Raw genomic sequence first — 15538 nt, 5'->3', positions numbered from 1 at the left:
CATGTGACGTGACACGTTTTGTGGACGTGCGTTCCCGTATGCCGTCCGGAACCGAGCACTCGACCGGTGGGGCCCGTCGGGAACTGGGCACTCGACGGGTGGGGCCCGTCGGGAACTGGGCACTCGATGCCAGCTTCACTCGAGTGCCCACTTTCCGACGGGGACGCGAAGGGCCCCCGGGGTTCGTCCCCGGGGGCCCTCGCGGTCATGACCCTGCGGTCACTTGAACTTGACCATGACCTGCAGCTCGTTGCCGCCGTCGGCGGTCTTCGCGACGGTCATCGTCGTGCCCGAGCCGGCCACCTTGGTGGACGCCCACGGGTTCGCGGCCGACCAGTAGCGGTTCGGGTCGCGGTCGTCGAAGGTCGGGATCGCCGGCTGCGACGGGACCGTGGTCGGGACGCCGTTGCGGTGGAACGTCACCGCGTCGGTGCGCTCCTGGCCGAAGGTGGCGTCGAACGGCTGACGACGGTTGCCCAGGCGGACGTTGCCGTCGAGCATGACCGGCGCCGGACGGGCGTCGACCGGCAGGACCTCGCCACCACCGGGGTGGTCCTTCGTGTTGTTGTCGGCGTACTCACCGTTGGCGAACCAGACGAGCATGCCGTTCTGGTACGGGAAGCGCTCCACCCAGTCGGGCTTCGTGGTGCCCCAGCCGAAGTTGTACGGGCCGGTCTGGAGCGTCTTGTCGTAGCCGCTGTAGACGCGGTTCTCGGCGAAGTAGACGTCCTGCACCTTCTTCGACGAGGTGCCGTCGATGATGCTGAAGCCGTTGGCCTTCCAGGCGCCCGCGCCCGACTCGACGTCGTCGACCGGACCGGTGACGCCGTCGGTCTTCACCGTGACGTCGTCGACGAAGGCCTCGCTGGAGACGCCGCCGTCGGTGGCGACACGGAAGCGGAACTGCACCGACTTGCCCTTGTAGGCGGACAGGTCGAAGCTCTTCTGCGCCCACGCGAACACACCGTTGACGGGCGAGCCGACCTGGGTCCAGGTGGCACCGTTGTCGGCGGAGACCTCACCGTAGAGGTAGTCGTAGTCCACCTCGAGGTTGCCCTGGACCCACGCGTCGACCGAGGCCGACGTCGTCGCGCCGGTCAGGTCGATGGTGCGCGAGAGGGTGGCGTTGAGGTTGTCGCCGTAGCCGCTCCACCACTCACCGGAGGCGGAGTGGGGCGTGTTGCGCTTGGAGGAGACGGTGCGCTCGGGCAGCGGCACGACCAGCGCCTGGTAGTTGGTGTTGCTGGCCTTGTCGGCGGGGCCGAGCTTGACCGTCATGTCGGTGCCGTAGGGAACCGTCTTGTAGTCGAGCCAGCCGAGCTGCAGCTTCTCCCACGGGCCCATGTAACCGGGCGTCGTGCCGATGGAGTCGGTGCCGTGGTTGAGCCACGAGCCGCCGCTCATGAGGGTCCAGAAGGCGGTGCCGTTGTCGCCGCCGTTGGTGTCGTAGAGGTCGGGCAGACCGAGGTCGTGGCCGAACTCGTGGGCGAACACGCCGAGGCCGCCGTTCTCGGGCTCGGTGGTGTAGTCGCCGATCCAGATGCCCGAGTTGCCGAGCGGCACGCCGCCGAGCTTGTTCTGCTCGGGGCCCGTCTTGCCGGCGTCGGTGGAGTAGGCGTACCAACGGTGCGACCAGATCGCGTCGGCGCCCTGGGCACCGCCGCCGGCCTCCTCGCCCTCTCCGGCGTGGATCGCCTGGAAGTGGTCGATGTAGCCGTCGGGCTCGTTGAAGTTGCCGTCGCCGTCGTAGTCGTAGCGGTCGACCTTGTCGAACTGCTTGAGGTAGTCGGCGATCTCCGCGTCGGTCTTGCCCTTGGCCTTCTGGTCGGCGAACCAGGCGGCAGCGGTGTCCTTGACGTAGTTCCAGTAGCCGTCGGCGTTGTTCTTGGCGCCGTAGCGGGCCTCGTTGAAAGGCACCGTCACCCAGTCGGAGACGTCGCCCTTGGCGAGGAACCGGCCGTTCGACTGCTTGAGGTAGAAGTCCTTGAACGACTCGCCGTCGCCGAACATCATGTCGAGGTAGTGGTCCCGGTTGAAGTCCTTGGTCCAGTACGTCGAGTTGTCGTCGGTCGCGTTGCCGTCCCAGTTGCGGTCGGGGCTGGCGATCTGGTTGTGCACCGGCCCGGGGGCCGCGCTGAAACCGTCCTTCGTCTGCGTGCCGAAGTCCGTGAGGATGGTGAAGATGTCCTCCTCACGGCTCACGGGGTAGTCGATGTAACGCGACTTGCCTGCCTTGCCGTTCTTGGCGGTCGTCTTGACCTCGATGACGCGGTTGCCACCGATGGTCTTCGTCGTGGCCTCGCCCTTGAGGAGCTTGCGGACGGCGTCCTGGCGCTCCGCGGACTTGGCCTCGGCGAGGGGGTTGGGCAGGTTGTCGTGCTGCGAGGCCTGGATGGCAGCGGGGTCTCCGCTGACCGGGGCCTTCGCGACGGGCGTTGCCTGAGCCTGCATCGGGGCGGTCAGGCCGGTGACGACGAGCGCCCCCACGGCCAGCCCCGAGACAGCGCTCCACTGACGCTTGTTCAAGGTTTGTCCTCCTGGTCACAGACGCCGTCCATCCGGCGCCTCGGGTATGACAACACACAGAAAGGACAAAGTGGCCAGTAGCAGGACAGAAATCGAAAAAAGTTGTGCAGCAAGGCAGTTCGGGGCAAAGAACGTAAATTGTTCGTAAAGGACTCCGCCCGAACCCTTCCCAAGATGCCTCTGTCTCGGATAAAGACCACATCTGTCACAGAGGCACCCTGCTGAGCGTCCACGGGCCGCGAAGGGCTGCTCAAGGCCGCCGTTATGCTCCGGCCATGAGCACTGACGCCCCCGAGGAGCAGAGTCCCTACGGTTCGGGCAGCCGTGGCAGCGAGCCTCCCGCCACGTCGGGCGCACCCGGCGGGACCGCACCCCTCCCACGACGCGTGCGCATCCCCCATCTGCAGGCGATGAAGGCCGAGGGACGCCGCTGGGCGATGCTCACCGCATACGACATGTATGCCGCGCAGATCTTCGACGAGGCAGGCATCCCCGTGCTGCTCGTCGGCGACTCGGCCGGCAACAACGTCTACGGCTACGAGACGACAGTGCCCGTCACGCTGGACGAGATGATCCCGCTCGTGCGCGCCGTCTCCTCGGCCGCCCGTCGTGCCCTCGTCGTCGCCGACCTGCCTTTCGGCTCCTACGGCGCCTCGGTCGAACAGGGCTTCGCCAGCGCCGTGCGCCTCATGAAGGAGGGGCTCGCGCACGCCGTGAAGCTCGAGGGCGGCACCGCGATGGTCCCGCTCGTCAGGGCGCTCACGGGCGCCGGCATCCCGGTCATGGCGCACGTCGGCTTCACCCCGCAGAGCGAGCACCAGCTCGGCGGCTACCGCGTCCAGGGGCGCGGCGACGCGGCCGACGCCCTGGTCGACGAGGCGCGCGCGCTCCAGGAGGCGGGCGCCTTCTCGGTGGTGCTCGAGATGGTCCCGTCGCCCGTCGCGGCGCGGGTGACCGAGGTGCTCGAGATCCCCACCATCGGCATCGGCGCCGGCAGCGGCACGGACGCCCAGGTGCTCGTGTGGAGCGACTTCGCCGGCCTGCGCAGCGGCAAGGCGCCGCGCTTCGTCAAGAAGTACGCCGACCTTCGCGGCACGCTGCTCGACGCCGCCCGGGCGTATGCCGCCGACGTCGAGTCGGGCGCCTTCCCCGACGCGAGCCACTCCTTCGAGTCCTGAGCTCGAGTCGCCCGCCCGGTCTGTGAGCGGGCGGGCGGGAGCCTGCTCAGGACTCGACGTCAGGACTCGACGTCAGGACCCGACGTCAGGACGAGGCGCCGTCGCCCTTGCCGGCGGCGCCGCGCTCGTTCCACTCCCGGTCCTCGGCGTCCCACTCCTCGGTCTTCTTGTGAGCCGTGTCGAGGGCAGCGCGCGCCTCGGCCTCGGACGCGTACGGGCCGAGCACCTGCTCACCGCGGCTGCGGTTCTCGTCGGTCTCGACCTGGCCGGTGTCGACGTTGTACCAGAAGCTCACGTGCGCACTCCTTCTCCTCGAGGATCTCGTCGCGGAGGGGTGGCCGGACGAGTGGTCGAACCGGGTCCGTCTCGTGGGCGCCCGTCGTGGACGCCGTCCGCGAACGACCTAGACTCCACCGTATGCCGTTGCTCCACCCGCGGGTGTCCCCGCACGCCGTCAGTCCGCGCCGGGCAGTGCCGGCATCGATCGCGCGTCCGCACTACGTCGACGTGGTCAACCCGCGCGAGGACGGCGACGTGCACGTCAAGGACGCCGAGCTCGTGGAGAAGATGAGGGTGGCCGGACGCATCGCCGCGAACGCGATGGTCGAGGCGTCCAGGGCGATCGCGCCCGGCGTGACGACCGACGAGCTCGACGCCATCGCCCACGCCTACATGCTCGACCACGGCGCCTACCCGTCCCCGCTCGGCTACAAGGCGTTCCCGAAGTCGGTGTGCACGAGCGTCAACGAGGTCATCTGCCACGGCATCCCCGACTCACGCCCCCTCGACGACGGCGACATCGTCAACATCGACGTGACGGCATACATCGACGGGGTGCACGGCGACACCGACGCCACCTACCTCGTGGGCGACGTCGACGAGGAGTCGCGCCTGCTCGTCGAGCGCACCCACGAGGCGATGATGCGAGGCATCCGGGCCGCTCGCCCGGGCCGCCAGCTCAACGTCATCGGCCGCGTCATCGAGAGCTACGCCAAGCGTTTCGGCTACGGGGTCGTGCGCGACTTCACCGGCCACGGCATCGGCCTCGAGTTCCACTCGGGCCTCATCGTCCCGCACTACGACGCAGCGCCCCACTACGACACCGTCATCGAGCCGGGCATGACGTTCACCATCGAGCCGATGCTCAACCTCGGCACCCACGAGTGGGACATGTGGGACGACAAATGGACGGTCGTCACGCGCGACGGCTCCCGTTCGGCACAGTTCGAGCACACCATCCTCATCACCGAGGACGGCAACGAGATCCTCACCCTCGCCGACGGCGCCCAGCCGTAGGCGCCGGTGCGCCACCCACCACCTCGACGAACCTCAAACGAACCTCAAACGAACCTCAAACGAACCTCAACGACCACGACGTCCTCGACAAGGAAGCAGGGACCATGGCCAAGAAGGGCACGCCCCTCGGCATCGACATCGGCGGCAGCGGCATCAAGGGCGCACCCGTCGACCTCAAGAAGGGCGAGCTCGCCGGCAAGCGGCTGCGCATCGACACCCCGCAGCCGGCCACTCCCGACGCCGTGGCCGAGGTCGTCGACGAGATCGTCGACCACTTCGCCGACGTCACGGGCGACTCCCCCATCGGGGTCACCATCCCCGCCGTCGTCATCCGCGGCACCGTGCTCTCGGCCGCCAACATCGACCCCACGTGGATCGACACCGACGCCGAGGCGCTCATCCAGGAGCACACCGGCCGAGCCGTCACCGTCCTCAACGACGCCGACGCCGCAGGCCTCGCCGAGATGTACTACGGCGCAGCCAAGGGCGTGAAGGGCCTCGTCATCCTCACCACCCTCGGAACCGGCATCGGCTCTGCGCTCATCCACGACGGACGCCTCGTGCCGAACTCCGAGCTCGGCCACCTCGAGATCGACGGCTACGACGCCGAGGACCGGGCAGCCTCGTCGCGCAAGGACATCGAGGGCCTCTCCTGGGACGAGTACGTCGAGCGGCTGCAGGTCTACTACGACACGATCGAGAAGCTCTTCTCCCCCGACCTCATCGTCGTCGGCGGCGGCATCAGCAAGGACGGCGACGAGTTCATCCCGAAGCTGAAGACCCGCTGCCCGATCGTCCCGGCCCAGCTGCGCAACCAGGCCGGGATCATCGGGGCCGCGCACCTCGCGGTCGACCTGGCCTGACCGAGGGGCGCCGCCCCACGACGGGGCGGCGCCGAACGGTCACCGCTGCCCGCGCCACACCAGCCGGTGCACCCCGAGGTGCCGGGGCAGGGTGCGCAGGCCCGGGGTCCACGGGATGCAGACGAACCCGATGCTGAGCAGGATCATCAGGGCCCAGACCTGCACGTCCGCGTTCTCGGAGGTGGCGAAGGGCGGCACCTGGTACCAGAACGAGTAGAGCCAGAGCCACGGCTGGCCAGGGTAGTTGCCGGTCTCGTTCATGATGCCCCACTGGTCACCGCCGAGGTTCTGCGCCCGGGCCGCGTCCTCGAGGTACGTCCCGTCGGCGAGCAGCAGCAGGGCCCTCGTGCTGTCCACCCCGAAGAAGCTCGTCCGCGAGGTGAGCAGTCCCTCGAGGGCACCGCTCTCGGCGAGCTTCTCCTCCTCGGCGGCGATGACCGGCACCGGACCGTAGTCGCCGGTCGCCACCTTCGCGGGGTCGCCCTCCGGCGCTTGCCCGAGCGCATCGGAGTACGCGCTCGCCCAGGCCTGCTGCCGGTCGGGGGTCGCGCCGTCCCACGCTCCGAGCGCCGCCGTCACCGCGGCGTCCCCTCTCGCCGTGCGCACCGGGTCGAGGACGAGATCCTTTGCGGCGTCGACCGGCTCGGTGACGCCGGGCAGCTTCTGCAACGACAGCGGACCGAGGACCTGCCCTTCTGACCCGGCGTTGTACGGCGGGCCGTAGCCCCCGGTCGTCGTCGTGCCTGCCAGCTCGCCGGCGGCCGTCGCCACGACGTCGGCCGGGGCTTGACGCGCCCACTGCTGCAAGGAGATCGCAGGCTCGTCCGGTGAGGAGAAGACGACTGCTGCGACGACCGACAGCACCGTCATGACGACGAGCGCGACGACGAACTCCCGCACGAGGTCGTACCGGCGGGTCGGGAAGGCGTGGGAGTCGGGGGTCGGGCCCCAACCACCGCTGCGGGTGCTCATGTCCGGCTCCTCGCCGGCGCAGAGGCAGGTGACGTCCGCTCGGGCGCCGGGAGGGACTCCGGTCGGGACTCCGGTCGGGACAGCGGCTCGACGGCGTCGATCGGCGGGGCGACACCGCGGCGCCGGACGAGCAACAGGTGGACCCCGACGATGAGCCCGACGACGAGCGGCAGCAGCGAGACGTGCCACAGCACCATCTGGCCGAGGTCCATGACGTTGAACCAGGCACCGATCGCCGCCGCGTTGAGACCGTCCTTGGCCTGGGTCGAGATCCACTGGGAGTCGAAGTTCGTCTGGATCAGATAGCCGGTGAAGGCCGTGCCCAACGAGCCGAAGAAGGCGAGCGCCCCCGTCGCCCAGGTCAGTCCGCGGTTGCCGCGCCACGAGGCCATGAAGAACTTGCCCCAGAGGTGGATCACCATCGTGGCGAAGAAGAGCTCGACGCTCCAGAGGTGTACCGAGTTGACGAAGTGGCCGAACGTGCTGGCGTGCCACCAGGTGACCCCACCGAGGGTGAGCAAGAGCCCCGACGCGATGATGACGACGAGGCTGGCGAGGCAGGCCACTCCGAAGACGTAGATCCACGAGGCGACGTAGACGGGCCGACGGTCGGGAAGCCACTGTCCGCGAGGGACCAGCCCCTCCACCCAACGGGTCAGGGCCGCGGTCCAGCTGCCGTGGCTCGTCGGTCCGGGCGTCGTGGCCGGCCCGTTCATGGCTCGTCGTCCTCGTGCGCTGAAGGAAGGGCAGCACGAGTGCGAGCGCGAAGACGACGATCATGCCGAGGACGACGAGCAGGTTGGCGACGGTGATGGTCAGCCACCCCCACTGGACGATCGCGCCGGCGGGCACCGGCTGTGGTGTGGCGAGCAGCTGACTGGTCATCTGGACCTCCTGGACGAGGGATCGAGTGAGCTGCTCCTGTCCAGGGACCACTACTACATGCTGTAAGACTACGCTCGTGGCGTCCGTCGCACGGGCTCGGAGACCGACGACGCCCACCGGCCCGACCGACCACGAGACCCGAACTGGCAGGATGGCGACGTGACGGAGCAGCCTGACCTCCTCATCGCCGGACGCTACCGACTGCTGGAGCGCATCGGCGCCGGCGGCATGGGACACGTCTGGCGCGGACGCGACGAACGGTTGGGGCGCACCGTCGCCGTCAAGCTGCTGCACTCACCTGTCGGCCTGCCCGAGGCCGAGGCCGACACGGCGAGGCAACGGGCCATGCGCGAGGCGCGCATCACCGCACGCCTCCAGCACCCCAACGCGGTCCCGGTCTTCGACGTGGTCGACCACGAGGGCAGGCCGTGCCTCGTCATGCAGTTCCTGCCCTCGCGCAGCCTCCAGGACGTGCTGGCCGAGGCCGGCACGCTCCCCGTCGGCGAGGTGGCTCGCCTCGGCAGCGAGGTGGCGGCCGGGCTCGCCGCAGCCCACGACGCCGGCATCGTGCACCGGGACGTCAAGCCCGGCAACATCCTCGTCGGCGACGACGGCACGGCGCGCATCACCGACTTCGGCATCTCCCACGCCCTCGGTGACGCCTCGCTGACATCGACGGGACTGGTGACCGGGACCCCCGCCTACCTGGCGCCCGAGGTCGCCCGAGGAACCGCCTCGAGCCCTGCCTCCGACGTGTTCTCCCTCGGGTCGACGCTCTTCGCGGCCCTCGAGGGCACACCGCCCTTCGGGCAGGGCGAGAACGCCATGGCCTTGCTGCACCGGGTCGCCTCCGGCAAGGTCTCGGAGCCTCGGGCGAGCGCCCTGTCGCCCGTGCTGGCGCGGATGCTCGACGCCGACCCGGCGGCGCGGCCGTCGATGAGCGAGGTGGCGCGCTCCCTGGCCGACGTGGCCGCCGGGCGCACCGTCGCGTTCGACGCGGCGCCCGCCCGCACCCAGGTCCTGCCCGTCGCTCCCCCCGCCCAGACGCCCCGGTCGACCGCAGCCCCGGTTCCCGACCCGGCAGCACCGCCTCCAGCCGTGGCGTCGCCACCGCCCGCACGGCCCACGGGAGCGCGGGAGACCTCGACGGGCGGCCCGGCCAGCACCCGACGCTCCCGGCCATGGCTACCGGCCGCGCTCGTCCTCCTCGTGCTGGCGGCCGGGGCCATCGCCTTCCTGGCCTCGCGCAACACAGCAGCGCCTGACGGCACCGCCGCGCCGCCGGCGTCCACCTCGCCCACCACGTCGAAGCCCTCGCCGTCGCGCACGAGCTCACCCCCGACGAGCAAGGCGGCCACCTCCACGACATCGGCGCCGCGCCCGACGACGAGCAGCACCGCCGCGCCGGCGCCGGTCAGCGCGCAGGACCTCGAGCGTGCGGTTCGCGACTACTACGCGCTGCTCCCCGACAACCGCGACGCCGGCTGGGAACGGCTCTCGCCCCGCTACCAGCAGACCACGGCGACCGACCGCGACACCTACGACGCCTTCTGGAAGTCGATCGACAAGGTGAGCACCCGCCAGGTGAAAGGCACCGCCCCCGACTCCGTCACCGCCACGGTGCGCTACGACTTCGACGACGGCCGACGCGTCGAGGAGGTCACCTCCTACACCCTGGTGCGCGACGGCGACGCCCTGCTCATCGACAGCTCGACCGTCCGGTCCAGCCGGCGCGCCTGATCTGCGCCAGACCTGCCCTCGCCTCTCGGCGGCACACCGGCTGGAGGTCCGCGCCCGGCGCACCGCTCATGAGAGGTGCCCCGGGTCCGCAATGGACCTGGGGCACCTCCCCTGCTGTGTCGGGACGGGGGCCCTACAGACGCGGGCCCCCCACCCGGTTCACCGCGCTGTCACGAGGTTCGACCTCGCGGAGGCGGCACTGTTGCCGGCGGCGTTGACCGCCTGCACGCTGAACCGGTAGTTGCCCGCGACCAGGGTTGGCGACGCGGTACGGAGCGTCGCCCCGACGGTGACGACGGTCGTGCTGAGCACGGTGACCCCGTCGGCCGCCATGCGGAGCGCCGACACCCGGTAGCCCGTGATCGGCGAGCCACCCGTGGAGGTCGGAGCGGTCCAGTTGGCGGTTGCCGTTATGGTGCCACCGGCCACGCCCGCAGCTGCCGTCCCGATGGTCGGCGCGCCGGGGACCGTCCTCGGCGTGGCCGTCACCGGCGCCGAGAAGGCGCCCGTGCCGAGAGCGTTCACGGCCCGCACCCGGAAGGTGTGCACCACGCCGTTCGGCAGACCCGTGATCGTCATCGACGTCGGCGTGCCGACAGTCGACGCCGTGCTGATCACGACGCCTCCGCGCACCGTCTCGACCTGGTAGCGCAGGATGGCCGAGCCACCGTTGCTGGGAGCAACCCACGAGACGACCGCCGTCGTGTTGCCAGGCGTCGCCGTCACGCCGGTCGGCGTGCCCGGCAGACCCCGCGGCGTGACAACGGGAGCCGCGGTTGCCGGCCCTGCACCGGACGAGTTGACCGCGTTCACGGAGATCGTGTAGTTCACTCCGTTCGTCAGCGACGCAAGCGTGTTGCTGGTGGCTGTCGCGGGGATTCCCGTGACCGTACGCACGGCTAGGCCGCCTGCCCTGACCACGATCGTGTAGCTCGTGATTGGCGCCGAGCCGTTCGGCAGCGGCGCGAGCCAGGTGACCGTCGCCGACCCGGTGGTCGTCGCCCCGGAGCTGGCCGTCGCGGCCACGTTCCGGGGTGCGCCGGGAACTCCGAAGAACGGCGTGACAGCGGGGGCCGCCACGGCGGTGCTCACCCCGAACGCGTTCACGGCGTTGACCGAAAGGGTGTAGCTCGTCCCGTTCGTCAGAGCGGTCTGCGTGCTCGTCCGGGCGGTCGGCGGAATCCCCGTCACGGTACGGAGGATGGTGCCTCCGCTACGGACGACGACGGTGTAGCTGGTGATCGGCGAACCGCCGTCGCTCGCCGGCGCGACCCAGTTGATTGTCGCCTGCGTGTTCCCACCCGTTGCCGTGACGCCCGTTGGTGCTCCGGGGAGACCGCGTGGCGTGACCGCGTTCGAGGTGCCCTCCGGACCGGTGCCGAGGGCCGTGACCGCACTCACCGACAGGGTGTAGCTGATGCCGTTGGTGAGGCCGGTGACCGTGCGGCTCGTCGCCGTCGCAGGGATCCCGCTGATGGTCTGGACGACCGTCGCGCCGTCGCGCACGACCACCCTGAAGCTGGTGATCGGCGAGGCCGACGCGGCCGGGGCGGTCCAGGTGACGGTTGCCGTTCCGGTGGCGGTGGCGCCCGACGACGCGATGGCCACGACGTTGGACGGGGCGTTTGCGCCGGTGGCAGGCACCGTCTGGTCGGAGAACTTCAGCAGCTCGACGTTGCGAAGAGTGTCAACCCCGTCGCTGACCTTCTGGCCGACGACGTCCGCACCCGTCTGGGTGACCCGGGTGCTCGCGAGCGTCGTGCCGGAGGCGGCGACGGAGGTGATGCTGTAGTTCGACAGCGGACCGCTGAAGACTGCAGTGTCACAGTTGACCGAGGTGGCCGTCGGAGCCGGCGTCGTGGCCGAGCAGTCCGGCGCGGCCGTGCCCGCGGTGACCTCGCGCACCGTGACCAGGTTGCCCGGGTTGACGAGTCCGGCGAAGACTGCCTGCTGCAAGGTCATCCCTGCCGTGCCCGCACCGAAGGTGCCGGACTTGGCAGTGTTCTCCATGAGGTCGGTGGAACCGAGCTCGGTACCCGTGGAGGTGCGGACGCTGATGCGCACCGAGAGGGCCTTGTCGCCGTCGATGATGTCGTCGGCGCCACGTCCCTCGATGGTGTCGTTGCCGGCACCTCCGAGGAGGATGTTGCCCTCGCCCCAGACGTTCGTGCCGCTGAGGACCGGGCAGTCCTTGGACGCCGAAGCCGCGATGACGCCGGCGAGCGGAGTCGCCAGGGCCGGCAACAGCCGGTTAAGGCCGGCAACGCGGTTGACGCCGTTCTGGTCCAGCACGTCACATCCGATGAAGCCGCCCCCACCGCGCTGGCTGGGAACGATGTCGTCGCCGCGCAGCTTGTCGTCGAGGTTGGCGCCGGAGAGGGCTTCGACCTCGTTGAACTTGTCGCGGACGCCGACCTGCAGGATGTCCAGCGGCAGGATCGGCAGAGCCAGGTCAGCGTCCTGCGGCTGCGGGTCGCTCTGACCGATCTCCCAGTCGTAGCCGGAGGCTCCGGCGACCTTCTCGATGCCGGGCCCGGCGACACCGATGTCGTCGCCGCCCTCCATGTCGTAGTCGTCGTCGCCGCCCTGACCGATGAGGACATCGTGCCCAGGCTTCTGGGAGTCATCCAGGAAGAACAGGTTTCCGCTGTCTCCCTGCAGGAGGTCGGGCTGGTCGCCGCCCTCTTGCCAGTCGTCTCCACTGTCACCGAACACGGCGTCCTCACCCTGACCGGCGATCACGAAGTCGTCACCGGATCCGGCGAACGTCTCGTTGATGTTGGCGCCGCCGTTGGTGAAGTCGTTGCCGTCGCCGCCCATGACGATGTCCAGACCGGGGCCGGCGTCGATGGCGTCGTTGCCCGGACCGCCCTTGGGCACGTCGTCACCCGCGAGGTCGGTGATGATGTCGTTGCCTTCACCACCCAACGCGATGTCGGCTCCGTCACCGCCCTCGATGATGTCGTTGCCGGCACCGCCCCAGAACGTGTCGTTGTCGTTGCCGCCGTAGATGCGGTCGACGCCGGCCGTGCCGTTGTAGACGCTCTGGCCGTTGATGCCGGCCGGGTCGACGGTGTTCCGGGCGCGGTACTTGATCGTGCCGTCAGGCATGCGGATCAGCAGGTCCGTCTCGCTGCAGTCCGAGCTCGGGTCGTCCGCCACGGTTCCACCGGACGCTGCGAAGCCGGCGGCGGTGCCCGCGAGGTTCTTGAGCTCGAACTTGCAGTCCGCAGTGGCGAACGCGTCGGCCTTCAGGCTGTGCGCGTTGGTGTTGCGCATGATCAGCTCGGCGAAGGAGTTCCCTTCGAGCTGGGCCCGGAGGTTCATACCCGGCGTGCGTGCCAGGTAGTAGAGGCGGTCACCGTTCTGCAGGTCGGTCAGCTGCTTCTCGAACACGTAGTTGAACGTGCTGCCCAGCAGTCCACCGAAGAGGTTGGTCCGTTCGGCCAGGCCGCCGACCCAGAGGTCGACGTTGTCCAGGCCGGTGATCGAGCTCGTGCCGGCGTTGGCCCAGGCGCCCGTGCTGGTCATGAACGCGGCGGCGTCAGCCGGGGGGACCTCCCCCGTGTTGGGGCTGACGATGAGGCGTGCAGCCTCCCGCTTGGCCACGACGGTCGTGGCCGCCGTGATCGTCGGGTGCAGGCCGTAGGCCGCCACGAAGTTCACGAGCGACTCCGGGTGCTTCAGGTTCTCGCCGAAGTCGACCCAGTTCACGTAGGGCTGCAGCTGGCCGTCGTTCGTCGAGTTGAAGATCTCTCGGCGCAGGACGTTCAGCCGCGGGATCCCCTCGGAACGCGCCCGGGCCATGTTGATGGTGGCCAGGTCGAGAGGCAGTCCCAGCAGGTTGTTGCGGAGCGTCTCCGTGACGAACTCGTCGAGCTCGTTGCCCACCTGGTCCGACATCCCCATGATGATGCTGCCGGCGGCCTCTTCCGAGGTCAGCGGGCCCGCGGGACCGCCGTTCGTGTACTCCGGCGGGTTGAGGAAGCCGTCGAGCAGCGAGATGTCGTTCTGGCTGCCCTTGGTGTCGTCGGAGGTGCCGAAGACGCCATCGGGGCCGACGCCGTCCTCGTTCCGGCGAGAGATCGTGTCGGTCAGCATGGAGTGGCCGAAGCGGTACACCGCGTGGGCGAACTCGGCCTTGACGGCCGGGTTCAGCTCGGTCTGGGTGAAGGCGAACGGCTGGAAGGGGTTGATCGCGGGCTGGACCTTGCGCGCGAACTCCTCGAACACGAGGTGCTGGTACTCCATCTCGGTGATGAACCGAGCGGCCTGGAAGAGGCGCTCACCGTTCCAGCCGTTGGCGCCTGCGGCCAGCCTCCACTCGGCCAGAGCAGCCACACCGCTCGGCGTCGTGTCGTTCAGCAGGACGTTCTTGATGCTGCCGACTGCGGGGTTGGTGTCGTCGCCGACGAGCCGGTCGTGCTCCGAGTGGAAGATCTGGTGGATCGCGGTCAGACCGATGTTCTCGTTGACGCGGCCGTCACCGGCGATGAAGTGCGCGTTGAGCATCTCGTCGTCGTAGGTTCCGGGTGCCTGGCTCGCGAAGTCAGCCGAAGCAGTCGTGTCGGGGTCCGGTGTCGGCGCCACCGGCGGCGTCGCCGGGTTGCGGTCGGTGTCCTGCGGGGACGGGTCGGCGTTGTGCGCGATGTCCGTCAGGAACGGGGTGTCGAAGTACCGCACGTTCGCCGGGACCAGCGTGCCGGTGCCGCCGTTGTCGGCGCGGTTCGCCTCCACCAGGCCGGTGGACGTCACGAACTGCGGGAGTCCACGCGCCGGGCCGGGGATGAACTTGCCGTAGGGGTCCGCAGCCAGCATGGGGACGTTCAGGACGTCCTTGTCCAGCAGCTTGATTCCCAGCAGCGCCGAGGCCTGGGCCTTGGTCGTGGCCCAGGTCGCCATGCCACCTGCGGTGGGTCCGGCGGGGCCGCCGAGCAGCTTGCCCGTCGAGACCGGCCTGCCGTTGGCGTTGTTGGCGTACTCACGCAGGAACACCTGGTGCGAGGCGTGCGAGGTGTAGGTCTGGCTCTGGTCGACCCAGGGCGAGTCCGTGTTGTTCGCGTCCTGGACGTCGTCGAGGCTCTCGTCGACAGGCGTGGCGGGGTTGTCTCCCAGGACGCCGTCTTGTCCGGGCTGGTTCTGGGCGCGGGTCATCACCATGAAGGCCTGGCTGGCGGGCACCTCGTCACCGCTCGTGGGCTTGCCGTCCGGACCCAGGGTGCGCAGCGGGTCGTCCGCGCGGAGCGGGACGAAGACCGTGCCACCGCCCTTGACCGTCTGGTCGACGCCGTGGTCGAAGAACTGACCGAACAGCGTGAACATCGAGTTGTAGGGCGGGGACAGCCCGACGTCCGTCGTGACGTTCGGGATGAACAAGGTGGTGTGCGACGGCACGCAGTCCGCGGGCACGCCGATCACGGGAGGCGTGGCCAGCGGATCCGGGTCGGTCGTGCACGGGACGACACCCGTGGAACCCTGCGTCCGAACCGGGTTGCCGGCCGCGGCGATGGCTGCCGGGTTGGTCGAGGTCTGGTCCACGATCAGGTTGCTGACCACACGGGGCTCGGAGTCGAAGACGTTCCCCTTCTTCTGCGCATACGTCGACGGAGTCGTCGGGCCGAAGCCGGCAGGTGAGTTCTCCGCCGCCTTGAACACCGGCGTGGCGAGGCGCGGGAACTTCTGGTCCGCGGCGCCGAACGTCTCCTGGCCCGGCTGCAGGTTGTTGCACGAGCCGTCGACGGTGCGCAGACCGAACGAAACCAGCGGACTGGCAATCTGATCGGGCCCTGTGCCGATGAGGGTGTCGCACGGGTGCGCGGGTGACAGCGTTGCCGCATGCCTCTCGGCGATCTTGATCTGCTTGAGGATGTACGCCAGGTCGGACGGCGACACCGTGAAGCCCTCGCCGACGGGTGCTACAGCGGCCTGCGCCATCAGCGCGGCCGACGGGAAGAGCATCGCGACGGGAATGGCGATCGCCGTTCCTGCGGCCACGCGCCGGAAGCGCTTGGCCTTCGTCGGATGCCACGCTGTGCCCCCATGTCGACGCACACCCCAGAGGGACCGCGTCTTCGGCGC

General features: G+C 69.5%; 9 protein-coding genes. 4 read left to right on the top strand and 5 right to left on the bottom strand.

What is annotated here, in order from left to right:
• Window positions 1-219 precede the first annotated feature (219 nt).
• Window positions 220-2526: an immune inhibitor A domain-containing protein gene (locus tag ACXR8F_RS10525; protein WP_458800272.1), complete on the bottom strand. Its 2307-nt coding sequence runs from the start codon at window positions 2524-2526 to the stop codon at window positions 220-222.
• 275 nt (window positions 2527-2801) lie between these two features.
• Between ACXR8F_RS10525 and panB the strand changes: the two genes are divergently transcribed.
• Window positions 2802-3704, top strand: a complete 903-nt coding sequence (gene panB, locus ACXR8F_RS10520; RefSeq protein WP_082081105.1) for a 3-methyl-2-oxobutanoate hydroxymethyltransferase — start codon at window positions 2802-2804, stop codon at window positions 3702-3704.
• A gap of 85 nt (window positions 3705-3789) precedes the next feature.
• On the opposite strand, the gene ACXR8F_RS10515 is transcribed toward panB, so the two are convergent.
• A complete protein-coding gene (locus tag ACXR8F_RS10515) occupies window positions 3790-3999 on the bottom strand; it encodes a methionine aminopeptidase (RefSeq protein ID WP_045192617.1) in 210 nt (69 codons plus the stop codon).
• A gap of 122 nt (window positions 4000-4121) precedes the next feature.
• On the opposite strand from ACXR8F_RS10515, the gene map reads away from it, so the two are divergent.
• Together map and ppgK are read left to right on the top strand one after the other, a co-directional pair.
• On the top strand, window positions 4122-5000 hold the full coding sequence (map, locus tag ACXR8F_RS10510; RefSeq protein WP_045192618.1) for a type I methionyl aminopeptidase: 879 nt from the start codon (window positions 4122-4124) through the stop codon (window positions 4998-5000).
• Between the two features lie 104 nt (window positions 5001-5104).
• Complete coding sequence (gene ppgK / locus ACXR8F_RS10505; protein ID WP_045192619.1) at window positions 5105-5863, top strand: polyphosphate--glucose phosphotransferase; 759 nt, start codon at window positions 5105-5107, stop codon at window positions 5861-5863.
• Window positions 5864-5902: 39 nt separating this feature from the next.
• On the opposite strand, the gene ACXR8F_RS10500 is transcribed toward ppgK, so the two are convergent.
• Window positions 5903-6835 (bottom strand): serine/threonine-protein kinase, encoded by a 933-nt coding sequence (locus tag ACXR8F_RS10500; protein WP_458800269.1) that lies wholly within the window; start codon window positions 6833-6835, stop codon window positions 5903-5905.
• Window positions 6832-7551, bottom strand: a complete 720-nt coding sequence (locus tag ACXR8F_RS10495) for a cytochrome b N-terminal domain-containing protein (protein ID WP_458800268.1) — start codon at window positions 7549-7551, stop codon at window positions 6832-6834. The genes ACXR8F_RS10500 and ACXR8F_RS10495 overlap by 4 nt, the downstream gene beginning before the upstream one ends.
• Before the next feature lie 328 nt (window positions 7552-7879).
• Here ACXR8F_RS10495 and ACXR8F_RS10490 point away from each other — a divergent pair, with 328 nt between their 5' ends.
• Window positions 7880-9460, top strand: a complete 1581-nt coding sequence (locus tag ACXR8F_RS10490) for a serine/threonine-protein kinase (RefSeq protein ID WP_458800266.1) — start codon at window positions 7880-7882, stop codon at window positions 9458-9460.
• A gap of 159 nt (window positions 9461-9619) precedes the next feature.
• Here ACXR8F_RS10490 and ACXR8F_RS10485 read toward each other — a convergent pair whose 3' ends face one another.
• Window positions 9620-15454, bottom strand: a complete 5835-nt coding sequence (locus ACXR8F_RS10485) for a peroxidase family protein (protein WP_458800265.1) — start codon at window positions 15452-15454, stop codon at window positions 9620-9622.
• Window positions 15455-15538: the final 84 nt, after the last annotated feature.

Source organism: Terrabacter sp. AAH1 (assembly GCF_054456855.1).
The sequence above is the reverse complement of the archived record's forward strand: the minus strand, read 5'-3'. Positions and strand labels throughout refer to the sequence as shown.